This window comes from Variovorax sp. 01N425 (assembly GCF_056399465.1).
Genome location: NZ_JBFTRJ010000025.1, coordinates 21,061 through 47,109, shown reverse-complemented (window position 1 = coordinate 47,109; position 26,049 = coordinate 21,061). Strand labels below are relative to the sequence as shown.

Below are 26,049 nucleotides of genomic sequence, written 5' to 3'. Positions count from 1 at the left end.
CTCCCGGGCATGCTTCTCCTGGGAATCGAATCATCCTGCGACGAAACCGGCGTGGCGCTGGTGGAAACGCATGGCAGCGCGCTGCCGCAGCTGCGCTCGCATGCGCTGCACAGCCAGATCGCCATGCACCAGGCCTATGGCGGCGTGGTGCCCGAGCTGGCCAGCCGCGACCACATCCGCCGCGTGCTGCCGCTGACCGAAGCCGTGATGGCCGAGGCGGGCCGCTCGCTGGCCGAGATCGACGTGGTCGCCTACACGCGCGGGCCCGGCCTGGCCGGGGCCTTGCTGGTGGGCGCGGGCGTGGCCTGCGCGCTGGGCGCGGCGCTCGGCAAGCCGGTGCTCGGGGTGCATCACCTCGAAGGGCATCTGCTGTCGCCGTTCCTGAGTGCCGATCCGCCGGAATTTCCCTTTGTGGCGCTGCTCGTGTCGGGCGGCCATACCCAGCTGATGCGGGTCGACGGCGTGGGCCGCTACGAGCTCCTGGGCGAAACCATCGACGATGCGGCCGGCGAGGCCTTCGACAAGAGCGCCAAGCTCATGGGCCTGCCCTATCCGGGCGGCCCCTGGCTGGCCAAGCTGGCGGAGGCGGGCAACCCTGCGGCGTTCAAGCTGCCGCGGCCGCTGCTGCACAGCGGCGACCTCGATTTTTCATTCGCCGGCCTGAAGACGGCCGTGCTGACGCAGGCCAAGAAGCTCGGCGCCGAGCTCGAGGCGAACAAGGCCGACCTGGCCGCGTCCACGCAGGCGGCCATCGTCGAGGTGCTGCTGAAGAAATCGCTGGCTGCGCTCGGGCAGACGGGCCTCAAGCGGCTGGTCGTGGCCGGCGGCGTGGGCGCGAACCGGAGCCTGCGGGAACAGTTGAACGCCGCCTGCGCCAAGCGCGGCGTGCGCGTGCACTATCCGGAACTGCACCTGTGCACCGACAACGGCGCGATGATTGCCATGGCGGCCGCCATGCGGCTGCAGTCGGGTTTGGCAGAGGCGAGCGAGCGCTATGCCTTCGACGTCAAGCCGCGATGGCCCATGGCTTCGCTGATGGCGTCATCCGCGGCGCCGGTGGCCGCGTAGCCGACGACCCGCGCGAGCGGCCGAGCGATGGCAGCGGCAGCACGTCGAGCACATTGCGCCAGAGCTGGCGCCATTGCGGCCAGTCGTGGCCGCCCTCGGTGGTGAAGACGCGGCCTTCGGGCAGGGCGTCCGCCAGCAGCTTGTGGTTGCTGGCAAAGCGGTCGCTGAGGCCGAAGCCAAGGTAGAGCTGGGGCAGGCTTTGGGATTTCTGCGGCTCCAGGTACTGCTGGAACCAGGGCCACAGCTTGCGGTCGACTTCCTCGTCGGGCAGGGGGCCGGCCGGCGCCTGCCAGGTGCGCAGGCCGCCGGCCTTGAGGATCTCGGCACCCAGCACGCGGCGCCCCAGGTAGGGCGCCAGCGCGACGATGCCGTCGACCGAACCCGGCCGCGACAGCTCATGGATCAGCGCGCCGAAGCCGCCAATGGAGATCCCGACCAGCCAGATCGACTTGTAGCCCTTGGCGCGCTGCGGCTCGATGACGTCCGCATGCAGCCGCTCGCTGAGCGTCTGGTCGTAGTAGTAGGAAACATCGGCATCCACCAGCAGCGAGTCGGCCGCCAGGTGGCGCTCGCGCACGGCGCTGATGAAGCCCTCGCGCTCGAACTCGTCGGGTTTCAGGTAGGCGCCCGGAAGGAAGACCAGGAGCGTATCGGACCGTTCATCGTCTTTGGCTGACTTGAGGTGCGTGATCATGGCGTGCCTTGAGGGGCACCCGAATCCGCACCGTCATGGATTCGGTGCGTCTGTCGAAACGCCCACGAAGAAAGGAAAATGTGAAAACGTCACATGATGTGACGTTATTCGCTGTCGTATTGTGATTAGGGAGCGTCTTCAAAGTCAAAAACAATAGATAACGACACTTTCCTCTTGTGGGCTTTGGAGGCTCAGTTGATCTGCAGCTGCGAAACCTGGCTCACCGGCACCAGCTTGCCCAGCTTCAGCGTGAGCACGCCGTTCTCGAGCTTGGCTTCGCTCGAGGACACGTCGATGTCCAGCGGCAATTCGTAGGCTGCCTTGAACTGGCGCTTGGCTTCTGCCTTGCTGTCGATGCGGACCACGGCGCCTTCGATGCCGATGGCGAGGTCTTCGCGCGAGAGGCCCGGCACGTCGACGGAAAGCGTCCAGCTCTTGTCGTCCTGCTCGACGAGCGGCGAGGGGCGCGTGCCGGCGAAGGCCTCGTTGACGAAGCGCTCGAAGGCGCGGTCGTACGAACGGGGTGCAAAGCGGGCGGTGCGAAGGGTGGGTGCGAAAAACATGTGAGAACTCCTGAATGAACACAATGGGGACAAGAAATGTGTGTCCCTTACACTGCGCGGCCATTCAATCCTGAGTGCCGCTTGACACCTCATCTAGGCCCAGCCGCACTCGTTTCAAGACAATGAATCCTCCCTTTATTTGGCGTCGCAAGGCCTTGAAATTTGCGGCGCTGGCGCTATGCGCGGCGCCCTTCGCAGCGCAGGCGCAGGCAGCGCCCGCGCCGATCCGCCTCGCGCTGATCGAAAGCATGAGCGGGCCGTTCGCCAACACCGGCGAGGCCGTGTTCCGCAACCTGCTGTGGGCCGTGGAGCGCGTGAATGCGCGCGGCGGCATCAAGCTGCCCGGCGGCGCACGGCCGCTGCAGCTCGACCGCTACGACAGCAAGGGGCAGAACGAAGAAGCGCTGTCGGCGCTGCGCGCGGCCATCGACGACGGCGCGCGCATCGTGCTGCAGGGCAATTCGTCGGCCACCGCCGCGGCACTGGTCGATGCCATCGAGAAGAACAACGAGCGCGACCCCGCGCGGCGCGTGATCTTCCTCAACTACGCGGCGGTCGATCCGGTGCTGACCAACGAGCGCTGCAGCTTCTGGCACTTCCGTTTCGACGCGCACGCCGACATGCGCGTGGCTGCACTGATGCAAGTGGTGAAGGACGATGCGGCCATCAAGCGCGCCTACCTGATCGGGCAGGACTACAGCTTCGGCCAGGCAGTGCTGCGCGAATCGAAGCGCCAGCTCGGCCTGCAGCGGCCCGACATCGAGATCGTCGGGGAAGAGCTCCATCCGATGGGCAAGGTGAAGGACTTCGCGCCCTACGCCAGCAAGATCATCGCGAGCGGCGCCCAGGCCGTGTTCACCGGCAACTGGGGCAACGACCTCACGCTGCTCGTGAAGGCCGCGCGCGAGGCCGGCTTCAACGGCAGCTTCTATACCTTCTACGGCAACGCACTCGGCGCGCCGGCGGCCATCGGAGACGCCGGCATCGGCCGCGTGATCGCGGTGGCCGACTGGCTGCCCAACGTGCAGAGCGCGCAGTCCGAGGCCTTCTACCGCGCCTTCCGCACGCGCTTTCCCAAGCCGGCCGACGACTATGTGCACATGCGCATGCAATTGCTCATCGAGTCGCTCGCGCAAGCGATCGCACGCGCGGGCAGCGTCGACGCGGTGGCCGTGGCGCGCGCGCTCGAGCAGGCCGACGTGAGCCTCTACGGACAGCGCGGCCGCATGCGCGCGGCGGACCATCAGTTCCAGCAGCAGCTGGTGGTCGGCGTGATGGACAAGCAGGGCAGCCCGGGCGTGCAGTTCGATGTCGAGGGGTCGGGCTACGGCTTTCGCGTGGTCAAGACCATCGCCCCCGAACGCGCCGAGCTGCCGACGACCTGCAAGATGAAACGACTCTAGGAAACAAAGACATGCGTGAAGCCATCCACAACCTCGAAGCCTCCAAGATCCGCGAGGTTGCCAACGCCGGCCTCGGCCGCGACGACGTGCTCGCCTTCTGGTTCGGCGAAAGCGACGAGGTCACGCCCGAGGTGATCCGCCAGGCCGCCATCGACTCGCTGCAGCGCGGCGAGACCTTCTATGCGCACAACCTCGGCCTGCCCGAATTGCGCGAGGCCATCGCGCGCTACACCAGCGCGCTGCATCCCGCGGTCGATGCGTCGCGCATCGCGGTCACGTCCGGCGGCGTCAGCGCGCTGATGCTCGCGGTCCAGGCGCTGGTCGATGCGGGCGACGAAGTGGTCGCGGTCACGCCCGTGTGGCCCAACCTCACGGCGCAGCCCGCGATCCTCGGCGCCCAGGTGCGCACGGTGCCGCTGGTGCCCGCCGACGGCCAATGGACGCTCGACCTGGCCGCGCTGCGCAAGGCCGTCACGCCAAAGACCAGGCTGCTGATCGTCAACGCGCCCAACAACCCCACCGGCTGGACCATGACGCGCGAAGAGCAGCAGGCCGTGCTCGACCACTGCCGCGAGACCGGCACCTGGATCCTGGCCGACGAGGTGTACGAGCGGCTGTATTTCGAGCCCACCCCGAACAGCTGCGCGCCGAGCTTCCTCGACATTTCCAGGCCCGACGACCGGCTGGTGGTGACGCACAGCTTCTCCAAGAGCTTCCTCATGACCGGCTGGCGCCTCGGCTGGCTCGTGCTTCCGCCCGCGCTGGTCGACGGCATCGGCAAGCTGATCGAGTTCAACACCTCCTGCGCCAGCGTCTTCACCCAGCGCGCCGCCGTTGCCGCCATCGAGCACACCGCGGAGATCACACCCCGCGTGGTGGCCCACCTGAAGCAGTGCCGCGACACCCTGGTGCCCCTGCTGGCCGCGCTGCCCGGCGTGCAGGTAGCCCCCGCCAAGGGCGGCATGTACGCCTTCTTCCGCCTCGAAGGCTTCGGCGACTCCCTCGACCTCGCCAAGCGCCTGGTCGTCGAAGCCGGCCTCGGCCTGGCCCCCGGCAATGCCTTCGCCCCCGAAGCCCAGGGCTGGCTGCGCTGGTGCTTCGCCTCCAAGGACCCGCAGCGGCTGGTCCAAGGTGTGGAGCGCCTCAAAACCTGGCTATCCAAACAGTAGAAGGGCACCAGGGGGGCGAGGCCGCAGGCGAGCCGCCCGTTCCAGAGATGCCGCGGAACCGGCTCCGCCGGGCCGCAGGCATCGCCCCCGATAGGGGGAGGGAGGAGCGACACGAAGTGCGCGGAGCCTGGGGGCGAGCTATAATGAATGGCTTTGCATGCCGCAAGGCGCACGGCAGGGGCAGTTCCAGCGCCTACCGCAAGTCAAACATCCCGGAACAAAGGAAATTCAATGATCGCAGCCTCCATCAAGGCCGAAGTCGTCAAGGACAACGCCCGCGCCGCCAACGACACCGGCAGCCCCGAAGTGCAAGTCGCACTGCTGACCGCCCGTATCAACGAGCTCACCCCCCACTTCAAGACGCACGCCAAGGACCACCACGGCCGTCGCGGCCTGCTGCGCATGGTGAGCCGCCGCCGCAAGCTCCTGGACTACCTCAAGTCCAAGGATGCCGACCGCTACACCGCGCTGATCGCCAAGCTGGGTCTGCGCAAGTAAATCGAATCGCATGAAAAAACGCCTGGGTTAGTCCGCTAGCTCAGGCGTTTTTTACTTCGCGATCCACTTTCGGAGTGCCAAAACAGAGCGAAGCTGTGTCATTCCAATGAAGTTCCCGCCGAGCTTCGCTGGAATGGCATCGTGTTCTGAGAAGCCTCCGTCCCTGCGGAACCTGCGCCCAATGCAGGTCATCCGCTCTCAAAACAGGAGCAAAACATGAGCCTCTTCAACAAAGTCACCAAGTCCTTCCAATGGGGCGACAAGACCGTCGTCATGGAAACCGGTGAAATCGCCCGCCAGGCCAGCGGCGCCGTGGTGGTCGACATCGACGGCACCGTGATCCTCGCGACCGTGGTCGCCTCCAAGACCGCCAAGCCGGGCCAGGACTTCTTCCCGCTGACCGTCGACTACATCGAGAAGACCTACGCCGCGGGCAAGATCCCCGGCAGCTTCTTCAAGCGCGAAGCCAAGCCCAGCGAACACGAAACCCTGACCAGCCGCCTGATCGACCGCCCGATCCGCCCGCTGTTCCCCGAGGGCTTCCTGAACGAAGTGCATGTGGTCATCCACACGCTGTCGCTCAACCCCGAAGTCGACGCCGACATCGCCGCCATGATCGGCGTGAGCGCCGCGCTGTCGATCTCCGGCATTCCGTTCAGCGGCCCGATCGGTGCTGCCCGCGTGGGCTACATCAACGGCCAGTACGTGCTGAATCCGGGCCAGACCGCCCGCAAGGATTCGCAGATGGACCTCGTCGTGGCCGGCACCGAAGCCGCCGTGCTGATGGTCGAGTCCGAAGCACAGCAACTCAGCGAAGAAATCATGCTGGGCGGCGTGGTGTTCGGCCATGAGCAGGCCAACATCGCGATCAACGCGATCCATGAACTCGTGCGCGACGCCGGCAAGCCGGTGTGGGACTGGCAAGCGCCGGCCGAAGACGAAGCCTTCGTCGCCAAGGTCAAGAGCCTGGCCGAGGAAAAGCTGCGCGCCGTCTACCAGATCCGCAGCAAGCAAGCCCGCACGCAAGCCCTGCGCGAAGCCAATGCCAGCGTGATGAACACGCTGAAGGAAAGCGGCGAGCCCTTCGACGCCGGCAAGGTCAACGACCTGCTGTTCGCTATCGAATCGAAGATCGTCCGCAGCCAGATCCTGTCGGGCGAACCGCGCATCGATGGCCGCGACACGCGCACCGTGCGTCCCATCGAGATCCGCAATTCCGTGCTGCCGCGCACCCACGGCTCGGCGCTGTTCACGCGCGGCGAGACGCAGGGCCTGGTCGTCACCACGCTCGGCACCGAACGCGACGCGCAGCGCATCGACGCGCTGGCCGGCGAGTACGAAGACCGCTTCCTGTTCCACTACAACATGCCTCCCTTTGCCACCGGCGAAGTGGGCCGCATGGGCTCGACCAAGCGCCGCGAAATCGGCCACGGCCGCCTGGCCAAGCGCGCGCTCGTCGCCGTGCTGCCGACCAAGGAAGAGTTCCCCTATACCATCCGCGTGGTGTCTGAAATCACCGAATCCAACGGCTCCTCGTCGATGGCCTCGGTGTGCGGCGGCTGCCTCTCGATGATGGACGCCGGCGTGCCGATGAAGGCCCACGTGGCCGGCATCGCCATGGGCCTCATCAAGGAAGACAACCGCTTTGCGGTGCTGACCGACATCCTGGGCGACGAAGATCACCTGGGCGACATGGACTTCAAGGTGGCCGGCACGACCAACGGCATCACCGCACTGCAGATGGACATCAAGATCCAGGGCATCACCAAGGAAATCATGCAGGTCGCACTGGCCCAGGCCAAGGAAGCGCGCATGCACATCCTCGGCAAGATGCAGGAAGCCATGGGCGAGGCCAAGACCGAGGTGTCGCAGTTCGCACCGCGCCTGACCACGCTGAAGATCAACCCCGAGAAGATCCGCGACGTGATCGGCAAGGGTGGCGCGGTCATCCGCGGCCTGCAGGAAGAAACCGGCACGACGATCAACATCGACGAAGACGGCACCATCACCATCGCCTCGACCGACCCTGAAAAGGCCGAGTTCGCCAAGAAGCGCATCGAGCAGATCACGGCCGAAGTCGAAATCGGCAAGGTCTACGAAGGCCCGGTCACCAAGATCCTGGACTTCGGCGCGCTCATCAACCTGCTGCCCGGCAAGGACGGCCTGCTGCACATCAGCCAGATCGCGCACGAGCGCGTCGAGAAGGTGACCGACTACCTGAGCGAAGGCCAGATCGTCAAGGTCAAGGTGCTCGAGACCGACGAAAAGGGCCGCGTCAAGCTGTCCATGAAGGCCCTGACCGAGCGTCCGGCCGGTATGGAATACAGCGAGCGTCCGCCGCGCGAAGACCGTGGCGACCGCGGTGACCGTGGCGGCGAGCGCCGCGAGCGTTCGGACCGCGGCGACCGTGGTGGCGATCGCGGCGAACGCGCTCCGCGTTTCAACAGCGAGCAGCAACAGCAGCCGCGCAGCAACGAGCAGCAGCCGGCACCCGTCGGCGAGCAGCCGTACGCACCGCGCGATTCGCAAGAGTAAGAAGGCAGGGCGCGGCGGCAGACATGCCGCTGCCGTCCCGCTTTCCAGTATTCGCTAACTACGCCCGGAAACGGGCGTTGCAGGCCAAAGACCATGAAAGCCATTGAAATCACTTCGTACGGCGCCCCCGAGGTGCTGCGCGCCGTGGAGCGCCCCGATCCGGTGGCCGGCGTGGGCGAACTGCTGATCCGCGTCGCGGCCAGCGGCGTGAACCGTCCGGACGTGCTGCAGCGCAAGGGGCACTACCCGGTTCCGCCGGGCGCCTCCGACCTGCCGGGCCTCGAAGTGGCCGGCGAGATCGTGTCGGGCGACGCCGCGGCCCTGGCCGAGGCGGGGTTCAAGGTCGGCGACCGCGTCTGCGCGCTGATCGCGGGCGGAGGCTATGCCCAGCTGTGCGTGGCGCCCGTGGCGCAATGCCTGCCGGTGCCCAAGGGCTGGAGCGACATCGAGGCCGCCTCGCTGCCCGAGACCTTCTTCACCGTCTGGAGCAACGTGTTCGAGCGCGGCCGCCTGCAAAAGGGCGAGACCCTGCTGATCCAGGGCGGAACCAGCGGCATCGGCGTGACGGCCATCCAGATCGCCAAGGCGCTGGGTGCCACCGTGATCGCCACGGCCGGCAGCGACGACAAGTGCGAGGCCTGCAAAAAGCTGGGCGCCGACCACGCCATCAACTACCGCACGAGCGACTTCGCCGAAGAAGCGAAGAAGCTCACCGGCGGCAAGGGCGTGGACGTGGTCCTGGACATGGTCGCGGGCGACTACGTGGCACGCGAGATCGAATGCATGGCCGAAGACGGCCGGCTCGTGATCATCGCGGTGCAGGGCGGCGTCAAGAGCGACTTCAATGCGGGCCTGGTGCTGCGCAAGCGGCTGGTGATTACCGGCTCCACACTGCGTCCGCGGCCGGTGGCCTTCAAGGGGGCCATTGCCAAGGCGCTGCGCGAGAAGGTCTGGCCGCTGCTCGAAAGCGGCGCGGTCAAGCCGGTGATCCACAGCACCTTTGCGGCCGATGGCGAACCCAGCGGGGCAGCGCAGGCGCATGCGCTGATGGAATCCAACCAGCACATCGGCAAGATCGTGCTGACATGGTGACGGACAACAACACGATGACCACGAAAAAGAAGCTGATCGCGGGCAACTGGAAGATGAACGGCAGCCTGGCTGCCAACGAGGCGCTGGTGAAGGCCCTGCAGCAGGGCCTGGCCGCGGCGCCGGCCAACTGCGGCATCGCGCTTTGCGCGCCGGCCCCGTATTTCGCGCAGCTGCAATCGCTGCTGGCGGGCTCCTCGGCCATGGCGCTGGGGGCACAGGACATCTCGGCGCATCCGCAGGGTGCGTTCACGGGCGAGCATTCGGCCACCATGCTGAAGGATTTCGGCGTGCGCTATGCCATCGTCGGCCATTCGGAGCGCCGCCAATACCATGGCGAGACCGATGAGGCGGTGGCGGCCAAGGCGGCGGCTGCGCTCGCGAACGGCATCACGCCGATCGTCTGCGTGGGCGAGACGCTGGCCGAACGCGAAGCAGGGCGCACCGAAGAAGTCGTCAAGCGCCAGCTGGCCGCGGTGATCCACGTCAATGGCCATTGCATCAGCGAGATCGTCGTGGCCTACGAGCCGGTCTGGGCCATCGGCACCGGCAAGACGGCCTCGCCGGAACAGGCGCAGGCGGTGCATGCCGTGCTGCGCGCACAGCTGCACCATGCCGCGAGCGAGCACGCCGCCGGCATCTGCATTCTTTATGGCGGCAGCATGAACGCGGCCAACGCCGCGCAGCTCCTGGCGCAGCCCGACATCGACGGCGGCCTGATCGGCGGCGCGTCGCTCAAGGCCCCCGACTTTTTGCAGATCATTTCCGCCGCTTCCCGCTGAACGCGGGCAGTGGCCGATATCAATTAGGAGTAAGAACGAATGAATGTGGTCCTCAATCTACTGGTCGGCGTGCAGATGCTGTCGGCCCTTGCAATGATCGGGCTGATCCTGATCCAGCACGGCAAGGGCGCCGACATGGGTGCGGCCTTCGGCAGCGGCAGCGCGGGCAGCCTGTTCGGTGCGAGCGGCAGTGCGAATTTCCTTTCGCGCACCACGGCAGTGCTGGCGGCGGTATTCTTTGCATGCACCTTGCTGCTGGCCTACTTCAGCCACGCACGGCCTGCGGGCGGCGGCAGCCTGCTGGAGCGCGCGGCCGTCGGTACGCCGGCAACGCCCGCTTCGGGCGCGGCAGGGCAGATTCCGGGCGGCACCTCGGGCGCGGCGCCTGCCGGTGCACCTGCTTCGGCGCCTGCCGCACCCGTTTCGGGCGCGGGCCAGATCCCGAACAAATAATCAAGTTGTTTTCATGAAGCTGTCAGTGAGAAACTGCTTCATTTCAGGGTAAACTCTAAAGCTGTTCGGAAAGCCAAACACCTTTCCAGGTACCTCATGCCATCCGAACAAAAAACCGCGGTCGTGGTGAAATTGGTAGACACGCTATCTTGAGGGGGTAGTGGCGAAAGCTGTGCGAGTTCGAGTCTCGCCGACCGCACCAAATCTCACCGGCAGAAAACCTCATCCAGAGTGTTTTCCTGCCGGTGGCAAGCGGTGAAAAATCTCCCGATGAACCTCGATTCCTATCTCCCCGTCCTCTTGTTCATTTTGGTCGGTGTCGGTGTAGGTGTCGCACCGCAAGTCATCGGCTACATCCTGGGTCCCAACCGGCCCGACGCGGCGAAGAACGCTCCCTACGAGTGCGGCTTCGAGGCCTTCGAGGATGCGCGCATGAAATTCGACGTGCGCTATTACCTCGTCGCCATTCTCTTCATCCTGTTCGATCTCGAGATTGCCTTTCTCTTTCCATGGGCCATTGCGCTCAAGGAAATCGGCGCCGTCGGCTTCTGGGCCATGATGATCTTTCTCGCCATCCTCGTCGTGGGCTTTGCCTACGAGTGGAAAAAAGGCGCGCTCGACTGGGAATGACAAGGAATCGACAAAATGGCCATTGAAGGCGTCATGAAGGAAGGCTTCGTCACCACCACCTACGACTCGGTGGTGAACTGGGCGAAGACCGGATCACTTTGGCCGATGACTTTCGGTCTGGCCTGCTGTGCCGTCGAAATGATGCACGCAGGCGCAGCCCGCTACGACATCGACCGTTTCGGCATGCTGTTCCGGCCCAGCCCGCGCCAGTCCGATCTGATGATCGTGGCCGGCACGCTGTGCAACAAGATGGCGCCGGCACTGCGCAAGGTCTACGACCAGATGCCCGAGCCGCGCTGGGTTCTTTCCATGGGCTCGTGCGCCAACGGCGGCGGTTACTACCACTACAGCTATTCGGTGGTGCGCGGCTGCGACCGCATCGTGCCGGTGGATGTCTACGTGCCGGGTTGCCCGCCCACCGCCGAAGCGCTGCTCTACGGCGTGATCCAGCTGCAGCAGAAGATTCGCCGCACCAACACCATTGCGCGCGCCTGAGGGATTGCCGACGATGACTGATTTTGCAATTTCGCCGGAGGTGCTGCGCGCCACCATTGCCGAGACGCTTGGCGCTCGCGCCAAGAGCGTGACGCTCGCACTGGGCGAGGTAACCGTAGTGGTTGCTGCCGACGCCTATATCGAGGCGGCCATGCTGCTGCGCGATGCGCCCGGCTGCCGCTTCGAGCAGCTGATCGACCTCTGCGGCATGGACTACTCCGACTACCGCGAAGGCGAGTGGCAGGGCGAGCGCTATGGCGTCGTCACGCACCTGCTGTCGGTGAGCCTCAACCAGCGCGTGCGCCTCAAGGTGTTTGCGCCGAACGAAGACCTGCCCGTGGTCGACTCGCTCCAGCCCGTGTGGAACGCTGCCACCTGGTTCGAGCGCGAAGCCTTCGACCTCTACGGCATCGTGTTCGAAGGCCACGACGACCTGCGCCGCATCCTGACCGACTACGGCTTCATCGGCCATCCGTTCCGCAAGGACTTTCCGGTGTCGGGCCACGTCGAGATGCGCTACGACGAAGAGCAGAAGCGCGTGGTCTACCAGCCGGTATCGATCGAGCCCCGCGAAATCACGCCGCGCGTGATCCGCGAAGACAACTACGGCAGCGGTTTGCACTGATATGGCCGAAATCAAGAACTACACACTCAACTTCGGTCCCCAGCATCCGGCCGCCCACGGCGTGCTGCGCCTGGTGCTCGAGCTCGACGGCGAAGTGATCCAGCGCGCCGATCCGCACATCGGCCTCCTGCACCGCGCAACCGAAAAGCTCGCCGAATCGCGCACCTTCATCCAGTCGCTGCCGTACATGGACCGTCTCGACTACGTGTCGATGATGAGCAACGAGCACGCCTACTGCCTCGCCATCGAGCGGATGATGGGCCTGGACGTGCCGATCCGCGCGCAGTACATCCGCGTGATGTTCGCCGAGATCACCCGGCTGCTGAACCACCTCCTGTGGCTCGGCGCACACGGCCTGGATTGCGGCGCGATGAACATGCTCATCTACTGCTTCCGCGAGCGTGAAGACCTGTTCGACATGTACGAAGCCGTGTCGGGCGCGCGCATGCATGCGGCGTACTTCCGCCCGGGCGGCGTCTACCGCGACCTGCCCGATGCGATGCCGCAGTACAAGGTCAGCAAGATCAAGAACGCGAAGGCGATCGAGAAGCTCAACGAGAACCGCCGGGGCTCGCTGCTCGACTTCATCGACGACTTCTGCAAGCGCTTCCCCGGAATGGTCGACGAGTACGAAACGCTGCTCACCGACAACCGCATCTGGAAGCAGCGCACCGTGGGCATCGGCGTCGTGACGCCGGAGCGCGCGCTGAACCTCGGCTTCACCGGCCCCATGCTGCGCGGCTCGGGCGTCGAATGGGACCTGCGCAAGAAGCAGCCCTACGACGTCTACGACCAGATGCAGTTCGACGTGCCGGTCGGCAAGACCGGCGACTGCTACGACCGCTATCTCGTGCGCGTGGAAGAAATGCGCCAGGCCAACAGGATCATCCAGCAGTGCTCGGCCTGGCTGCGCGCCAACCCCGGCCCGGTGATCACCGACAACCACAAGGTCGCCGCGCCCGCGCGCGAATCGATGAAGGCGAACATGGAGGAGCTGATCCACCATTTCAAGCTCTTCACCGAAGGCTTCCATGTGCCCGAAGGCGAAGCCTATGCCGCCGTCGAGCACCCGAAGGGCGAGTTCGGCATCTACCTGGTGAGCGACGGCGCCAACAAGCCGTACCGCCTGAAGATCCGCGCGCCCGGCTTCCCGCACCTCGCCGCCCTCGACGAAATGTCGCGCGGCCACATGATCGCCGACGCTGTCGCGGTGATCGGCACGATGGACATCGTGTTCGGCGAAATCGACAGGTGAGAAAGAGCGAATGACGACTTCCTCGACCCACCATGACACGGCGCCCTCGGCGCCTTCCGCTCCTCTGAAGCCCGCGATTCTCGAGCGCTTTGCGCGCGAGGTCGCCAAGTACCCCGAAGCCGGCAAGCAGTCGGCCGTGATGGCTTGCCTGGCCATCGTGCAGCAGGACGAAGGCTTCATCAGCATGCAGCGCGAGCGCGAGATCGCCGAGTACCTCGGCATGGCGCCGATCGCCGTGCACGAGGTCACGACCTTCTACAACATGTACAACCAGCATCCGGTGGGCAAGTTCAAGCTCAACGTTTGCACCAACCTGCCGTGCCAGCTGCGCGACGGCGTCACTGCGCTGGTCCACCTCGAGAAGAAGCTCGGCATCAAGATGGGCGAGACCACGGCCGACGGCATGTTCACGCTGCAGCAGAGCGAATGCCTGGGCGCCTGCGCCGATTCGCCCGTGATGCTGGTCAACGACCGCACCATGTGCAGCTTCATGAGCAACGAGAAGCTCGACCAGCTCATCGACGGGCTGCGTGCTTCCACCAAAGGGGAGGCCGCCTGATGTCGCCCGAACAAGTGCTCCAGCAATTCCAGGCCACGGGCGTCCAGACCTGTTTCCATGACCGCCACATCGAGCCGCAGATCTATGCCGGCCTGAACGGCACCAACTGGCGCCTGGCCGACTACGAGGCGCGCGGTGGCTACAAGGCGCTGCGCAAGATCCTCACCGAGGGCCTCACGCCCGACCAGGTGATCGCCGAAGTCAAGGCCTCGGGCCTGCGCGGCCGCGGCGGCGCGGGCTTCCCCACGGGCCTGAAGTGGAGCTTCATGCCCCGCCAGTTCCCGGGCCAGAAGTACCTCGTCTGCAACTCCGACGAAGGCGAGCCGGGTACCTGCAAGGACCGCGACATCCTGCAGTTCAACCCGCACATCGTGATCGAAGGCATGGCCATCGCCGCGTATGCGATGGGCATCAGCGTGGGCTACAACTACATCCACGGCGAGATCTTCCAGAGCTACGACCGCTTCGAGGAAGCCCTCGAAGAAGCGCGCGCCGCCGGCTATCTCGGCGACAAGATCATGGGCAGCACGTACAACTTCCAGTTGCACGCGGCCCACGGCTTCGGTGCCTACATCTGCGGTGAGGAAACCGCGCTGCTCGAATCGCTCGAAGGCAAGAAGGGCCAGCCGCGCTTCAAGCCGCCGTTCCCGGCGAGCTTCGGCCTCTACGGCAAGCCGACCACCATCAACAACACCGAGACCTTCGCGGCGGTGCCCTGGATCATCAACAACGGCGGCCAGGCCTACCTCGAATGCGGCAAGCCGAACAACGGCGGCACCAAGATCTACTCGGTGAGCGGCGACGTCGAGCTGCCGGGCAACTACGAGGTGCCCATGGGCACGCCGTTCTCCAAGCTGCTCGAACTGTGCGGCGGCGTGCGCAAGGGCCGCACGCTCAAGGCCGTGATCCCCGGCGGATCGTCGTCGCCGGTGCTGCCGGCTTCGATCATGATGGAATGCACGATGGACTACGACTCCATCGCCAAGGCCGGCTCCATGCTGGGCTCGGGCGCGGTGATCGTGATGGACGACAGCCGCTCGATGGTCGAGTCGCTGCGGCGCCTCTCGTACTTCTACATGCACGAATCCTGCGGCCAGTGCACGCCGTGCCGCGAAGGCACGGGCTGGCTGTACCGCGTGGTGGACCGCATCCACAACGGGCAGGGCAGGGCGTCGGACATGGACCTCTTGAACTCCGTGGCAGACAACATCCAGGGCCGCACCATCTGCGCGCTCGGCGACGCGGCGGCCATGCCGGTGCGCGCCATGATCAAGCACTTCCGTCACGAGTTCGAGGCCCTGATCCCGGGCTACGTCCCGAAGGCGCCGGTCCAAGCCTGAGCGCGAGAAGAAACATACTCATGATCGAAATCGAACTCGACGGCAAGAAGGTCGAAGTGACCGAAGGCAGCATGGTGATGCATGCGGCCGACAAGGCGGGCACCTACATCCCGCACTTCTGCTATCACAAGAAGCTCAGCATCGCGGCCAACTGCCGCATGTGCCTGGTCGACGTGGAAAAGGCGCCCAAGCCGATGCCGGCCTGCGCCACGCCCGTCACGCAGGGCATGATCGTTCGCACCAAGAGCGAAAAGGCCATCAAGGCGCAGCAGTCGGTCATGGAGTTCCTCCTGATCAACCACCCGCTCGATTGCCCGATCTGCGACCAGGGCGGCGAGTGCCAGCTGCAGGACCTGGCCGTGGGCTACGGCGGCTCTTCTTCGCGCTACGAAGAAGAAAAGCGCGTCGTCTTCCACAAGGACGTCGGCCCGCTGATCAGCATGGAAGAGATGAGCCGCTGCATCCATTGCACGCGCTGCGTCCGCTTCGGCCAGGAAGTGGCCGGCGTGATGGAGCTCGGCATGACCCAGCGCGGCGAGCACTCCGAGATCGAAACCTTCCTCGGCGATTCGGTCGACTCCGAACTGTCGGGCAACATGATCGACATCTGCCCGGTCGGCGCGCTCACGAGCAAGCCGTTCCGCTACAGCGCCCGTACCTGGGAACTGTCGCGCCGCAAGTCGGTGAGCCCGCACGATTCCACCGGTTCCAACCTGATCGTCCAGGTCAAGAACAACCGCGTGATGCGCGTGGTGCCGCTCGAGAACGAAGAAGTCAACGAGTGCTGGATTGCCGACCGCGACCGCTTCTCGTACGAAGCGCTCAACGGCCCCGAGCGCCTCACGCAGCCCATGCTCAAGCAGGGCGGCCAGTGGCAGCAGGTCGACTGGCAGACCGCGCTCGAATATGTGGCCAATGGCCTCAAGCAGATCAAGGCCGACCACGGTGCGCAAAGCATCGGCACGCTGGTGAGCCCGCACAGCACGCTCGAAGAGCTGCAACTGGCCGCCATGCTCACGCGTGAGCTCGGCAGCGACAACATCGACTATCGCCTGCGCAATGCCGAATTCACGGCCTTCGAAGGCGTGCGCTGGCTCGGCACCTCGATTGCATCGCTCACGCAACTGCAGCGCGCGCTGGTCGTCGGTTCGAACCTGCGCAAGGACCATCCGCTGTTCGCGCAGCGCATCCGCCAGGCCGTGCGCAAGGGCGCCGCGCTGTCGGTGATCACCTCGGCCGGCCTGATGGCCGACCGCGACGCGTGGGCCATCAGCGTGGCGCAGTCGACCATCGCCGAGGCCGGCCAGTGGGTCGAGGCACTCGCTGCCGTCGCTGCCGCCATCGGCAAGACCAACGGCGCGACCGCCCCGCTGGCACCCAGGAACGAGCCCGACGCCGCCGCACAAGCCATCGCAGCCTCGCTGCTCGGCGGCGAGCGCAAGGCCATCCTGCTCGGCAATGCCGCCGCCCACCATGCAGAGGCCAGCAGCCTGCTGGCCCTTGCCAACTGGATCGGCGCGCAGACCGGCGCCACCGTCGGCTACCTGACCGAAGCCGCCAACACCGTGGGCGCGCAGCTCGTCGGCGCGTTCCCGAAGAACGGCGGCCTCGATGCCGGCCGCATGCTGGCCGCGGGCTCGGGCCTCAAGGCCGTGCTGCTGCTCAACAACGAACCGGTGTTCGACTCGGCCGCGGGCGCCGCAGCCGCCGACGCCATCGGCAATGCCCAGATGGTCGTCACGCTGAGTCCCTTCAAGGCCAACCTCGAGTTCAGCGACGTGCTGCTGCCGATCGCGCCATTCACCGAGACGCCGGGCACCTTCGTCAATGCCGAAGGCCGCGTGCAGGGCTTCCATGCCGTCGTGAAGCCGCAAGGCGAGACGCGTCCGGCCTGGAAGGTGCTGCGCGTGCTGGCCAACCTGCTCGGCCTGCCGGGCTTTGCATTCGAATCGACGGCTGACGTGCTGCGCACCATCGGCGACAGCGGCGCCGTGCCGGCCAACGCGCTGGACAACGCCACCGCCGCCAAGGCCGTCGCTTCCAGCGGTGCCGCTCCCGCGCCCGTGGTTGCGAGCATCTATCAACTCGACTCGATCGTGCGCCGCGCGCCGTCGCTGCAACTCACCGCCGATGCGCGCAACGCATCGGCTGCTCCGGCCCGTGCCGAGGAGGCATTGGCATGATCGACGCAGTGCATGCTTTCGGCCAGGGACTGGTCCACGCGGGCTGGTGGACGGGCCTGGCCTGGCCCGTGATCTGGACGCTGATCAAGATCATCGTGGTCGTGCTTCCGCTGATGGGGGCCGTGGCCTACCTCACGCTGTGGGAGCGCAAGGCGATCGGCTTCACGCAGATCCGCATCGGCCCGAACCGCATCGGACCGCTGGGCCTGCTGCAGCCCATCGCCGACGCGCTCAAGCTGATGACCAAGGAAATCATTCTTCCGACGGTCGCCAACAAGGGCCTGTTCCTGCTCGGCCCGATCATGACCATCATGCCGGCGCTGGTCGCATGGGCCGTGATTCCCTTCGGCCCCGACGTGGCGCTGGCCAACATCAACGCCGGCCTGCTGTTCGTGATGGCCATCACCTCGCTCGAGGTCTACGGCGTGATCATCGCGGGCTGGGCATCGAACTCGAAGTACGCCTTCCTGGGCGCGCTGCGCGCCTCGGCACAGATGGTGAGCTACGAGATCGCGATGGGCTTCTGCTTCGTCGTGGTGCTGATGGTCTCGGCCAGCCTGAACATGACCGACATCGTGACGGGGCAGGGCAAGGGCACCTTCGCCGACATGGGCATCGGCTTCCTGTCGTGGAACTGGCTGTCGCTGCTGCCGATCTTCGTCGTCTACTTCATCTCGGGCCTGGCGGAAACCAACCGCCACCCCTTCGACGTGGTCGAAGGCGAGTCCGAGATCGTTGCGGGCCACATGATCGAGTACTCGGGCATGAGCTTCGCGATGTTCTTCCTGGCCGAGTACGCCAACATGTGGCTGGTCTCGATCCTGTGCACCGTGCTGTTCCTCGGCGGATGGCTGCCGCCGTTCGAGTTCCTGAGCTTCATCCCGGGCTGGATCTGGCTCGGTGCCAAGACCTTCTGCGTGGTCACCATGTTCCTGTGGGTCCGATCCACCTTCCCGCGCTTCCGCTATGACCAGATCATGCGGCTCGGCTGGAAGATCTTCATTCCGGTCACGCTCGTGTGGCTGGTCGTGGTCGGTGCCTGGATGCAGACCCCGTTCAACATCTGGAAATAACTGGAAGCGCCAACATCATGACTGCTGCGCATACCGCCGGCGCGCTCGCGCGCCCTTCCAAGCTCGCATCCGCGCCGTTCTCGCTCAAGGACTTCCTGGGCAGCTTCATGCTGTTCGAGCTGTTCAAGGGCCTGGCCATCACCGGCAAGTACGCCTTCGCCCGCAAGATCACGGTGCAGTTCCCCGAAGAGAAGACGCCGCTGTCGCCGCGCTTTCGCGGCCTGCACGCGCTGCGGCGCTATGAGAACGGCGAAGAGCGCTGCATTGCCTGCAAGCTCTGCGAAGCCGTGTGCCCGGCGCTGGCCATCACCATCGAATCCGATGTGCGCGACGACGGCTCGCGCCGCACCACGCGCTACGACATCGACCTGACCAAGTGCATCTTCTGCGGCTTCTGCGAAGAGAGCTGCCCGGTCGATTCGATCGTGGAAACCCACATCTTCGAATACCACGGCGAAAAGCGCGGCGACCTGTACTTCACCAAGGACATGCTGCTGGCCGTGGGCGACCGCTACGAAAAAGAAATTGCAGCGAACAAGGCGGCCGACGCCAAGTACCGCTGATCCCGCTCAGCCCGAACCCCGTACCAATTCGAATTCCAATGGACGTCAAGACCGGTCTGTTCTATCTGTTTGCCGCGGTGCTGCTGTTCGCAGCCTTCCGCGTCATCACCGCCCGCAATCCCGTGTACGCCGCGCTGTACCTGGTGCTGGCCTTCTTCCAGGCTTCGGCGATCTGGCTCTTGCTGCGCGCCGAGTTCCTGGCGATCTCGCTGGTGCTCGTCTACGTGGGGGCGGTGATGGTGCTGTTCCTGTTCGTCGTGATGATGCTGGACATCAACGTCGACGGCCTGCGGCAGGGCTTCTGGAAGCACTTTCCGCTGGCAGCCGGCGTGGGCGCGCTGATTGCGCTCGAAATGGCCGCCGTGCTGATGGGCGGCTTCCGACTGGAGGCACCGCGCGCCGGTGCCGCCGCGGCAGCCCACGGCTCGAACACGCTCGAGCTCGGCAAGCTGCTGTACTCCGAGTACCTGTATCCGCTGGAGATCGCGGCCGTCATCCTGCTCGTGGCGATCGTGGCGGCCATTGCGCTCACGCTGCGCACCCGCAAGGACAGCAAGTACGTCAACCCCTCCGACCAGGTGCGCGTGAAGGCGCGGGACCGCGTGCGCATCGTGCAGATGCCGGTCACGCGCGCCGCCGAACCCGTGGTGGAAGCACCCGCAGACGCAGCTGCGGCAAAGGAAAACAAGGCATGACGCTCACGCTCGGACACTTCCTATCGCTCGGCGCCATGCTCTTTGCGCTGTCGGTGATCGGCATCTTCCTGAACCGCAAGAACCTCATCGTGCTGCTGATGGCCATCGAGCTGATGCTGCTTGCGGTGAACATGAACTTCGTGGCGTTCTCGTACTACCTGGGCGACATGCACGGCCAGATCTTCGTGTTCTTCATCCTGACGGTGGCCGCGGCCGAGTCGGCCATCGGCCTTGCGCTGCTGGTCCTGCTGTTCCGCAACAAGTCGAACATCAACGTGGACGAACTCAACTCGCTCAAGGGTTGAAAGCAACATGAGCGCAACCCTTTCCGCATCCACCCTGCTGGCCGTTCCGCTGGCACCCCTGGTCGGCGCCGTCGTCGCCGGCCTGTTCGGCACCAAGTTCGGCGGCAATCACATCGGCCGCAAGGTCACGCATTCGCTGACCATCCTCGGCGTGCTCGTCGCCTTCATCATCTCGGCCATGACGCTCAAGAGCGTGGTGGCCGACGGCGCCCGCTTCAACGCCACCATCTATGAATGGATGGTGGTGGGCGGCCTGAAGATGGAAGTCGGCTTCCTGGTCGACGGCCTCACGGCCATGATGATGTGCGTGGTGACCTTCGTCTCGCTGATGGTGCACGTCTACACCATCGGCTACATGGAAGAAGACGAGGGCTACAACCGCTTCTTCGCCTACATCTCGCTGTTCACCTTCTCGATGCTGATGCTCGTCATGAGCAACAACATGCTCCAGCTGTTCTTCGGCTGGGAGGCGGTGGGCCTGGTGTCGTACCTGCTGATCGGCTTCTGGTTCAACAAGCCGACCGCGATCTTCGCGAACATGAAGGCCTTCCTGGTCAACCGCGTGGGCGACTTCGGCTTCATCCTGGGCATCGGCCTGATCGCCGCCTACGCCGGCACGCTGAACTACGGCGAAGCCTTCGCCAAGGCCAACACGCTGGCCGGCATCACCTTCCCCGGCACCGAGTGGATGCTGGTGACCGTGATCTGCATCTGCCTGTTCATCGGCGCCATGGGCAAGAGCGCGCAGTTCCCGCTGCACGTGTGGCTGCCCGACTCGATGGAAGGCCCGACGCCCATCTCCGCGCTGATCCACGCCGCAACCATGGTGACGGCCGGCATCTTCATGGTGGCGCGCATGTCGCCGCTGTTCGAACTCAGCGACACGGCCCTGAGCTTCATCCTGGTGATCGGTGCCATCACGGCGCTGTTCATGGGTTTCCTCGGCATCATCCAGAACGACATCAAGCGCGTGGTCGCGTACTCGACGCTCTCGCAGCTGGGCTACATGACGGTGGCGCTCGGTGCCTCGGCCTACTCGGTCGCGGTGTTCCACCTGATGACGCATGCCTTCTTCAAGGCGCTGCTGTTCCTTGGCGCGGGCTCGGTGATCATCGGCATGCACCACAACCAGGACATCCGCTGGATGGGCGGCGTGCGCAAGTACATGCCGATCACCTGGATCACCTCGCTCCTGGGTTCGCTCGCGCTGATCGGCACGCCGTTCTTCGCCGGCTTCTACTCGAAGGACAGCATCATCGAAGCGGTGCACGAAAGCCACCTGTGGGGCGCGCAGTTCGCCTACTACGCGGTGCTGGCGGGCGTGTTCGTGACGGCGTTCTATTCGTTCCGCATGTACTTCCTGGTGTTCCACGGCAAGGAGCGCTACGACCAGAACCCCGACGCGCACCACCACGACGAACATGCGGAGCACGACGACGACCATGGCCATGGCCACAAGCCGCACGAATCGCCCTGGGTGGTGTGGCTGCCGCTGGTGCTGCTGGCGATCCCGTCGGTGGTGATCGGCTTCATGACGATCGAGCCGATGCTCTTTGGCGAGTTCTTCAAGGACGCCATCGCCGTCGACGCAAACAAGCACCATGCCATGACGGAGCTCGCAGAAGCCTTCCACGGCCCGATGGCCATGGCGATCCATGGCCTGCAGACCCCGCCGTTCTGGCTGGCCCTGGCCGGCGTGGTGCTCTCGTTCTACATGTACATGGTCAACCCGGCGCTGCCGGCCGCGATCAAGCGCGCCTTCGGCCCGGTCTACCGCCTGCTCGACAACAAGTACTACCTCGACTGGATCAACGAGAACATCATCGCCCGCGGTGCGCGTGCCTTCGGCACCGGGCTGTGGAAGGGCGGCGACCAGGCGCTGATCGACGGTGCGGTGGTCAACGGCTCGTGGAAGGTGGTTGGCCGCGTCTCCGGCGCGGTGCGCTGGCTGCAGTCGGGCTACATCTATCACTACGCCTTCGCGATGCTGCTCGGCATCTTCATCCTGATGACGTACTTCGTCTGGTTCAAACGCTGAGCTTTAGCGCTGGAGAAAAACAAAAATGGGTTTGTTGAGCCTTGCCATCTGGGTGCCGATCGCATTCGGTGTCGCGTTGCTGGCGTTCGGCCGTGACGAGCATGCCAGGGGCGTGCGCTGGGTCGCGCTGGTCGGCGCGATCGTGAGCTTCCTGGTGACCGTGCCGCTTTACACGGGCTTCGAGAACGGCACTGCCGCGATGCAGTTCGTCGAGAAAGGCAGCTGGATCGCGCGCTTCAATGTCAACTACCACCTGGGTGTCGACGGCCTGTCGCTCTGGCTGGTGCTGCTGACCTCGTTCATCACCGTGGTGGTCGTGATCTCGGCCTGGGAAGTGATCACCGAGCGCGTGAACCAGTACATGGGCGCGTTCCTGATCCTCTCGGGCTTCATGATCGGCGTGTTCGCCGCGCTGGACGGCATCCTGTTCTACGTGTTCTTCGAAGCCACGCTGATCCCGATGTACCTGATCATCGGCATCTGGGGCGGCCCGAACAAGATCTACGCGGCCTTCAAGTTCTTCATCTACACCTTGCTCGGCTCCCTGCTGATGCTGGTGGCGCTGATCTACCTGTACAACAAGTCGGGCGGCAGCTTCGACATCCTGAGCTGGCACAAGCTGCCGCTGGGCTCGACGGCGCAGACCTTCCTGTTCTTCGCGTTCTTTGCCGCCTTCGCCGTCAAGGTGCCGATGTGGCCGGTCCACACCTGGCTGCCGGACGTGCACGTCGAGGCGCCGACCGGCGGCTCGGCCGTGCTGGCCGCGATCATGCTGAAGCTCGGCGCCTACGGCTTCCTGCGCTTCTCGATGCCGATCGCACCCGATGCCTCGCACGAATGGGCCTGGCTCATGATCGCGCTGTCGCTGATCGCGGTGATCTACGTCGGCCTGGTGGCGCTGGTGCAGGAAGACATGAAGAAGCTCGTGGCCTACTCGTCGGTTGCCCACATGGGCTTCGTGACGCTCGGCTTCTTCATCTTCAACGAGCTGGGCGTGTCCGGCGGCATCGTGCAGATGATTGCCCACGGCTTCGTCTCGGGCGCCATGTTCCTTGGCATCGGCGTGCTCTACGACCGCGTGCATTCGCGCCAGATCGCCGACTACGGCGGCGTGGTCAACACCATGCCCAAGTTCGCCGCGTTCGCGCTGCTGTTCGCCATGGCCAATTGCGGCCTGCCGGGCACCGCCGGTTTCGTGGGCGAGTGGATGGTCATCCTGGGTGCGGTCAAGTCCAACTTCTGGATCGGCGCCGGCGCCGCCACCGCGCTGATCTTCGGCGCGGCCTACACCCTGTGGATGTACAAGCGCGTGTACCTCGGCCCGGTCGGCAACGACCACGTCAAGGAACTCACCGACATCAATGCCCGCGAATTCCTGATGCTGTCGCTGCTGGCCATTGCCGTGCTGTGGATGGGCATCCATCCGAAGCCGTTCACCGATGTGATGGACGCTTCCGTGACCGAGCTTCTTCGCCACGTGGCGATCTCGAAGCTGCCCTGATATGACCCCCACGTTTGCGGCTACGCCGCTGCTCTGCCCCCCGAGGGGGCCCTGGACCGGCTTGGGGCGGCCCTGCGCCGTCCAGCCACGCTGAAGAAGAGAACGAGATGATTGACAAACTCAGCTGGGTCGCGATCTACCCCGAAATCGTGCTGCTGGTCATGGCCTGCATCATTGCGCTGGTCGACCTGTCGAGCACCAGTGCGCAGCGCACGCGCACCTACATCCTGACGCTGCTCACGCTGGCCGCGGTGGCCGTGCTCACCGGCCTTGCCGCCAACGACGGCAAGACGGTCTACGGCTTCGGCGGCATGGTCGTGAGCGACCCCATGGGCAACTGGCTCAAGTGCTTTGCCACCGTGGCCCTGATGGTCACGCTGGTCTACGGACGGCCCTATGCGGCGGACCGCGACATGCTGCGCGGCGGCGAGATGTTCACCATCGGCATGTTCGCGCTGCTGGGCATGTTCGTGATGATCTCGGGCAGCAACTTCCTCTTGATCTACCTGGGCCTCGAACTGCTCACGCTGTCGAGCTATGCGCTGGTGGCGCTGCGCCGCGACAACGCGGTGGCCAGCGAAGCGGCCATGAAGTACTTCGTGCTCGGCGCCATGGCCAGCGGCTTCCTGCTCTATGGCCTGTCGATGCTGTACGGCGCGACCGGTTCGCTCGACACCAACGAAGTGTTCAAGATCATCGCGAGCGGCAAGGTGAACCACCAGGTGCTGGTGTTCGGCCTGGTGTTCATCGTGGCGGGCCTGGCCTTCAAGGTGGGGGCGGCGCCTTTCCACATGTGGGTGCCCGACGTCTACCAGGGCGCTCCGACGGCGGTCACGCTGCTGATCGGCGCGGCGCCCGAGCTGGCCGCCTTTGCCATCATCATCCGCCTGCTGGTGGAAGGGCTGCTGCCGCTGGCCATCGACTGGCAGCAGATGCTGGCGCTCCTGGCCATCGCCTCGCTGCTGGTGGGCAACCTGGCCGCCATCGCGCAGACCAACCTCAAGCGCATGCTGGCCTACTCGACCATTGCGCAGATGGGCTTCATGCTGCTCGGCCTGGTGGCGGGCGTGGTCAACGGCAACACCTACAACGCACAGTTCGCCTACAGCGCCTCGATGTTCTACATCGTGACCTACGTGCTGACCACGCTGGCGAGCTTCGGCATCATCCTGCTGCTGGCGCGCGAGGGTTTCGAAAGCGAAGAGATCACCGACCTGGCCGGCCTGAACCAGCGCAGCCCGCTGTACGCCGGCGTGATGGCCATCGCGATGTTCTCGCTCGCGGGCCTGCCGCCGCTGGTCGGTTTCTACGCCAAGCTGGCGGTGCTGCAGGCGCTGATCGCCTCGGGCCAGGCGCTCTACATCGGCCTGGCGGTGTTTGCGGTGGTCATGTCGCTGATCGGCGCCTTCTACTACCTGCGCGTGGTCAAGGTCATGTACTTCGACGCTCCGGTCACGGCCAGCACCGTGTCGGCGCCGCGCGACGTGCGCACCGTGCTGTCGATCAACGGCCTGCTGATCCTCGTGCTGGGCATCGTGCCCGGCGGCCTCATGACGCTGTGCGCCAAGGCCATCGTGGCCACGCTGGCGAACTGACCCCGGCCCGCCCACGGTGTCGCAAACCGCATCGGTCTGGGTCGTTCTGCTGGTGGCGCTGCTGGCGGCCAACCTGCCGTTCTTCAATGACCGGCTGTTCGGCGTCGTGCCCCTGGCCACGCGGCCCAAGCCTCTGGCTGTGCGGCTCGCCGAACTGGTGGTGCTGTACTTCGCCGCGGGCGGCGTGGGCTTGCTGTTCGAAAGCCGGGCAGGGCAGATCGCCCCCCAGGGCTGGGAGTTCTACGCGGTGACCGGCGCGCTTTTCATCGTGCTGGCCTTTCCAGGGTTCACCTGGCGCTACCTCATGAAGCACAGGCACGGATGACCGACATGACTTCTCCCATTGCCGATTCGCACCTGAAGGAAGAACGCACGGCCAGCGAGGTGCTGGTCAAGGGCAACTTCCTCCAGGTCTGCCGCGACACCGTGCGCCTGCCCGACGGCCACAGCGCCACGCGCGAGTACGTGATCCACCCGGGCGCGGTGGTGGTGATTCCGCTGCTCGACGACGGCCGCGTGGTGCTGGAGCGGCAGTACCGCTATCCGGTCGGGCACGTGATGGTCGAGTTTCCGGCCGGCAAGCTCGATGCGGGCGAAGACCCGCTGGTGTGCGGCCAGCGCGAACTGCTCGAGGAAACCGGCTACACCGCGAGCGAATGGGCCTACGCCGGCGCCATGCACCTGGCCGTGGCGTATTCCACCGAGATCATCCACATCTACTTTGCGCGCGGCCTGTCGCTCGGCAAGCGGCAGCTCGATCATGGCGAGTTTCTCGACGTGTTCACGGCCACGCCGGCCGAAGTTGCGCTCTGGTGCCGCGACGGCACGCTCACCGATGCCAAGTCGCTGACCTGCACGCTGTGGCTGCAGAACGTTCTTTCGGGTGCATGGTCACTCGATTGGCAAGCCACCGCTTCGCAGGGCGGCGCGGGATAATC

The 26,049-nt window shown here is 65.3% G+C and carries 26 protein-coding genes and 1 tRNA gene; 25 read left to right on the top strand and 2 right to left on the bottom strand.

The window, feature by feature from the left end; translation table 11 throughout:
- Positions 1-9: 9 nt before the first annotated feature.
- Positions 10-1,068 carry a tRNA (adenosine(37)-N6)-threonylcarbamoyltransferase complex transferase subunit TsaD gene (gene tsaD / locus AC1DSC_RS30460; protein WP_012748616.1) on the top strand — a complete coding sequence of 353 codons (1,059 nt, stop codon included), beginning with the start codon at positions 10-12 and terminating at the stop codon, positions 1,066-1,068.
- On the opposite strand, the gene AC1DSC_RS30455 is transcribed toward tsaD, so the two are convergent.
- Positions 1,007-1,762 carry an alpha/beta hydrolase-fold protein gene (locus AC1DSC_RS30455; protein ID WP_018905845.1) on the bottom strand — a complete coding sequence of 252 codons (756 nt, stop codon included), beginning with the start codon at positions 1,760-1,762 and terminating at the stop codon, positions 1,007-1,009. The genes tsaD and AC1DSC_RS30455 overlap by 62 nt on opposite strands.
- Positions 1,763-1,953: 191 nt before the next feature.
- A complete protein-coding gene (locus AC1DSC_RS30450) occupies positions 1,954-2,325 on the bottom strand; it encodes an Hsp20/alpha crystallin family protein (RefSeq protein WP_012748614.1) in 372 nt (123 codons plus the stop codon).
- 122 nt (positions 2,326-2,447) lie between these two features.
- Here AC1DSC_RS30450 and AC1DSC_RS30445 point away from each other — a divergent pair, with 122 nt between their 5' ends.
- The 24 genes from AC1DSC_RS30445 to AC1DSC_RS30330 all read left to right on the top strand — a co-directional run bounded on the left by AC1DSC_RS30445 (position 2,448) and on the right by AC1DSC_RS30330 (position 26,047).
- Complete coding sequence (locus AC1DSC_RS30445) at positions 2,448-3,728, top strand: branched-chain amino acid ABC transporter substrate-binding protein (protein ID WP_012748613.1); 1,281 nt, start codon at positions 2,448-2,450, stop codon at positions 3,726-3,728.
- Between the two features lie 11 nt (positions 3,729-3,739).
- Positions 3,740-4,897 carry a pyridoxal phosphate-dependent aminotransferase gene (locus tag AC1DSC_RS30440; protein ID WP_012748612.1) on the top strand — a complete coding sequence of 386 codons (1,158 nt, stop codon included), beginning with the start codon at positions 3,740-3,742 and terminating at the stop codon, positions 4,895-4,897.
- A gap of 231 nt (positions 4,898-5,128) precedes the next feature.
- Positions 5,129-5,395, top strand: a complete 267-nt coding sequence (gene rpsO / locus AC1DSC_RS30435; RefSeq protein ID WP_007837783.1) for a 30S ribosomal protein S15 — start codon at positions 5,129-5,131, stop codon at positions 5,393-5,395.
- A gap of 216 nt (positions 5,396-5,611) precedes the next feature.
- On the top strand, positions 5,612-7,930 hold the full coding sequence (gene pnp, locus AC1DSC_RS30430; protein WP_012748611.1) for a polyribonucleotide nucleotidyltransferase: 2,319 nt from the start codon (positions 5,612-5,614) through the stop codon (positions 7,928-7,930).
- Between the two features lie 93 nt (positions 7,931-8,023).
- Entirely contained in the window at positions 8,024-9,022 is a 999-nt protein-coding gene (locus AC1DSC_RS30425) for an NAD(P)H-quinone oxidoreductase (protein WP_012748610.1), read from the top strand.
- Between the two features lie 14 nt (positions 9,023-9,036).
- On the top strand, positions 9,037-9,801 hold the full coding sequence (tpiA, locus tag AC1DSC_RS30420; protein ID WP_369663140.1) for a triose-phosphate isomerase: 765 nt from the start codon (positions 9,037-9,039) through the stop codon (positions 9,799-9,801).
- A 39-nt stretch (positions 9,802-9,840) separates the two neighbouring features.
- Positions 9,841-10,254, top strand: coding sequence for a preprotein translocase subunit SecG (gene secG / locus AC1DSC_RS30415; RefSeq protein WP_012748608.1), 414 nt, complete (start codon positions 9,841-9,843; stop codon positions 10,252-10,254).
- Positions 10,255-10,371: 117 nt separating this feature from the next.
- Positions 10,372-10,456 (top strand) — tRNA-Leu (locus AC1DSC_RS30410).
- Positions 10,457-10,524: 68 nt separating this feature from the next.
- A complete protein-coding gene (locus AC1DSC_RS30405; RefSeq protein WP_012748607.1) occupies positions 10,525-10,884 on the top strand; it encodes an NADH-quinone oxidoreductase subunit A in 360 nt (119 codons plus the stop codon).
- Positions 10,885-10,899: 15 nt separating this feature from the next.
- Positions 10,900-11,379 (top strand): NuoB/complex I 20 kDa subunit family protein, encoded by a 480-nt coding sequence (locus tag AC1DSC_RS30400; RefSeq protein WP_012748606.1) that lies wholly within the window; start codon positions 10,900-10,902, stop codon positions 11,377-11,379.
- A 13-nt stretch (positions 11,380-11,392) separates the two neighbouring features.
- Positions 11,393-12,004, top strand: a complete 612-nt coding sequence (locus AC1DSC_RS30395; protein ID WP_012748605.1) for an NADH-quinone oxidoreductase subunit C — start codon at positions 11,393-11,395, stop codon at positions 12,002-12,004.
- Position 12,005: 1 nt separating this feature from the next.
- Positions 12,006-13,259, top strand: coding sequence for an NADH-quinone oxidoreductase subunit D (locus AC1DSC_RS30390; RefSeq protein WP_369663139.1), 1,254 nt, complete (start codon positions 12,006-12,008; stop codon positions 13,257-13,259).
- Positions 13,260-13,269: 10 nt separating this feature from the next.
- Positions 13,270-13,818 (top strand): NADH-quinone oxidoreductase subunit NuoE family protein, encoded by a 549-nt coding sequence (locus AC1DSC_RS30385; protein WP_012748603.1) that lies wholly within the window; start codon positions 13,270-13,272, stop codon positions 13,816-13,818.
- On the top strand, positions 13,818-15,158 hold the full coding sequence (nuoF, locus tag AC1DSC_RS30380) for an NADH-quinone oxidoreductase subunit NuoF (RefSeq protein ID WP_369663138.1): 1,341 nt from the start codon (positions 13,818-13,820) through the stop codon (positions 15,156-15,158). Before AC1DSC_RS30385 ends, nuoF begins: the two co-directional genes overlap by 1 nt.
- Positions 15,159-15,178: 20 nt before the next feature.
- Positions 15,179-17,341 carry an NADH-quinone oxidoreductase subunit NuoG gene (nuoG, locus tag AC1DSC_RS30375; RefSeq protein ID WP_369663137.1) on the top strand — a complete coding sequence of 721 codons (2,163 nt, stop codon included), beginning with the start codon at positions 15,179-15,181 and terminating at the stop codon, positions 17,339-17,341.
- On the top strand, positions 17,338-18,414 hold the full coding sequence (gene nuoH / locus AC1DSC_RS30370) for an NADH-quinone oxidoreductase subunit NuoH (protein ID WP_012748600.1): 1,077 nt from the start codon (positions 17,338-17,340) through the stop codon (positions 18,412-18,414). The genes nuoG and nuoH overlap by 4 nt, the downstream gene beginning before the upstream one ends.
- Before the next feature lie 17 nt (positions 18,415-18,431).
- Positions 18,432-18,977 carry an NADH-quinone oxidoreductase subunit NuoI gene (nuoI, locus tag AC1DSC_RS30365; RefSeq protein ID WP_012748599.1) on the top strand — a complete coding sequence of 182 codons (546 nt, stop codon included), beginning with the start codon at positions 18,432-18,434 and terminating at the stop codon, positions 18,975-18,977.
- A 38-nt stretch (positions 18,978-19,015) separates the two neighbouring features.
- Complete coding sequence (locus tag AC1DSC_RS30360; RefSeq protein ID WP_018905854.1) at positions 19,016-19,672, top strand: NADH-quinone oxidoreductase subunit J; 657 nt, start codon at positions 19,016-19,018, stop codon at positions 19,670-19,672.
- Positions 19,669-19,977, top strand: a complete 309-nt coding sequence (gene nuoK, locus AC1DSC_RS30355; RefSeq protein ID WP_012748597.1) for an NADH-quinone oxidoreductase subunit NuoK — start codon at positions 19,669-19,671, stop codon at positions 19,975-19,977. Before AC1DSC_RS30360 ends, nuoK begins: the two co-directional genes overlap by 4 nt.
- Before the next feature lie 7 nt (positions 19,978-19,984).
- Positions 19,985-22,015: an NADH-quinone oxidoreductase subunit L gene (gene nuoL, locus AC1DSC_RS30350; protein ID WP_307596623.1), complete on the top strand. Its 2,031-nt coding sequence runs from the start codon at positions 19,985-19,987 to the stop codon at positions 22,013-22,015.
- 25 nt (positions 22,016-22,040) lie between these two features.
- Positions 22,041-23,516: an NADH-quinone oxidoreductase subunit M gene (locus AC1DSC_RS30345; RefSeq protein ID WP_012748595.1), complete on the top strand. Its 1,476-nt coding sequence runs from the start codon at positions 22,041-22,043 to the stop codon at positions 23,514-23,516.
- A gap of 107 nt (positions 23,517-23,623) precedes the next feature.
- Entirely contained in the window at positions 23,624-25,111 is a 1,488-nt protein-coding gene (gene nuoN, locus AC1DSC_RS30340; RefSeq protein ID WP_018905857.1) for an NADH-quinone oxidoreductase subunit NuoN, read from the top strand.
- 16 nt (positions 25,112-25,127) lie between these two features.
- Positions 25,128-25,436 (top strand): DUF2818 family protein, encoded by a 309-nt coding sequence (locus AC1DSC_RS30335; protein ID WP_012748593.1) that lies wholly within the window; start codon positions 25,128-25,130, stop codon positions 25,434-25,436.
- A 5-nt stretch (positions 25,437-25,441) separates the two neighbouring features.
- Entirely contained in the window at positions 25,442-26,047 is a 606-nt protein-coding gene (locus tag AC1DSC_RS30330; protein ID WP_026284159.1) for an NUDIX domain-containing protein, read from the top strand.
- The last annotated feature ends 2 nt before the right edge of the window (positions 26,048-26,049 follow it).

What these genes read in the sequence shown, in the direction of transcription:
- secG (WP_012748608.1), top strand. Translation starts at nt 9,841, where the DNA reads ATGAATGTGGTCCTCAATCTACTGGTCGGCGTGCAGATGCTGTCGGCC.
- AC1DSC_RS30405 (WP_012748607.1), top strand. Translation starts at nt 10,525, where the DNA reads ATGAACCTCGATTCCTATCTCCCCGTCCTCTTGTTCATTTTGGTCGGT.
- tsaD (WP_012748616.1), top strand. Translation starts at nt 10, where the DNA reads ATGCTTCTCCTGGGAATCGAATCATCCTGCGACGAAACCGGCGTGGCG.
- AC1DSC_RS30450 (WP_012748614.1), bottom strand. Translation starts at nt 2,325, where the DNA reads ATGTTTTTCGCACCCACCCTTCGCACCGCCCGCTTTGCACCCCGTTCG.
- AC1DSC_RS30395 (WP_012748605.1), top strand. Translation starts at nt 11,393, where the DNA reads ATGACTGATTTTGCAATTTCGCCGGAGGTGCTGCGCGCCACCATTGCC.
- AC1DSC_RS30440 (WP_012748612.1), top strand. Translation starts at nt 3,740, where the DNA reads ATGCGTGAAGCCATCCACAACCTCGAAGCCTCCAAGATCCGCGAGGTT.
- pnp (WP_012748611.1), top strand. Translation starts at nt 5,612, where the DNA reads ATGAGCCTCTTCAACAAAGTCACCAAGTCCTTCCAATGGGGCGACAAG.
- rpsO (WP_007837783.1), top strand. Translation starts at nt 5,129, where the DNA reads ATGATCGCAGCCTCCATCAAGGCCGAAGTCGTCAAGGACAACGCCCGC.
- AC1DSC_RS30455 (WP_018905845.1), bottom strand. Translation starts at nt 1,762, where the DNA reads ATGATCACGCACCTCAAGTCAGCCAAAGACGATGAACGGTCCGATACG.
- AC1DSC_RS30330 (WP_026284159.1), top strand. Translation starts at nt 25,442, where the DNA reads ATGACTTCTCCCATTGCCGATTCGCACCTGAAGGAAGAACGCACGGCC.
- AC1DSC_RS30445 (WP_012748613.1), top strand. Translation starts at nt 2,448, where the DNA reads ATGAATCCTCCCTTTATTTGGCGTCGCAAGGCCTTGAAATTTGCGGCG.
- AC1DSC_RS30360 (WP_018905854.1), top strand. Translation starts at nt 19,016, where the DNA reads ATGGACGTCAAGACCGGTCTGTTCTATCTGTTTGCCGCGGTGCTGCTG.
- nuoG (WP_369663137.1), top strand. Translation starts at nt 15,179, where the DNA reads ATGATCGAAATCGAACTCGACGGCAAGAAGGTCGAAGTGACCGAAGGC.
- nuoN (WP_018905857.1), top strand. Translation starts at nt 23,624, where the DNA reads ATGATTGACAAACTCAGCTGGGTCGCGATCTACCCCGAAATCGTGCTG.
- nuoK (WP_012748597.1), top strand. Translation starts at nt 19,669, where the DNA reads ATGACGCTCACGCTCGGACACTTCCTATCGCTCGGCGCCATGCTCTTT.
- tpiA (WP_369663140.1), top strand. Translation starts at nt 9,037, where the DNA reads ATGACCACGAAAAAGAAGCTGATCGCGGGCAACTGGAAGATGAACGGC.
- nuoI (WP_012748599.1), top strand. Translation starts at nt 18,432, where the DNA reads ATGACTGCTGCGCATACCGCCGGCGCGCTCGCGCGCCCTTCCAAGCTC.
- nuoH (WP_012748600.1), top strand. Translation starts at nt 17,338, where the DNA reads ATGATCGACGCAGTGCATGCTTTCGGCCAGGGACTGGTCCACGCGGGC.
- nuoL (WP_307596623.1), top strand. Translation starts at nt 19,985, where the DNA reads ATGAGCGCAACCCTTTCCGCATCCACCCTGCTGGCCGTTCCGCTGGCA.
- AC1DSC_RS30425 (WP_012748610.1), top strand. Translation starts at nt 8,024, where the DNA reads ATGAAAGCCATTGAAATCACTTCGTACGGCGCCCCCGAGGTGCTGCGC.
- AC1DSC_RS30400 (WP_012748606.1), top strand. Translation starts at nt 10,900, where the DNA reads ATGGCCATTGAAGGCGTCATGAAGGAAGGCTTCGTCACCACCACCTAC.
- AC1DSC_RS30390 (WP_369663139.1), top strand. Translation starts at nt 12,006, where the DNA reads ATGGCCGAAATCAAGAACTACACACTCAACTTCGGTCCCCAGCATCCG.
- AC1DSC_RS30385 (WP_012748603.1), top strand. Translation starts at nt 13,270, where the DNA reads ATGACGACTTCCTCGACCCACCATGACACGGCGCCCTCGGCGCCTTCC.
- AC1DSC_RS30345 (WP_012748595.1), top strand. Translation starts at nt 22,041, where the DNA reads ATGGGTTTGTTGAGCCTTGCCATCTGGGTGCCGATCGCATTCGGTGTC.
- nuoF (WP_369663138.1), top strand. Translation starts at nt 13,818, where the DNA reads ATGTCGCCCGAACAAGTGCTCCAGCAATTCCAGGCCACGGGCGTCCAG.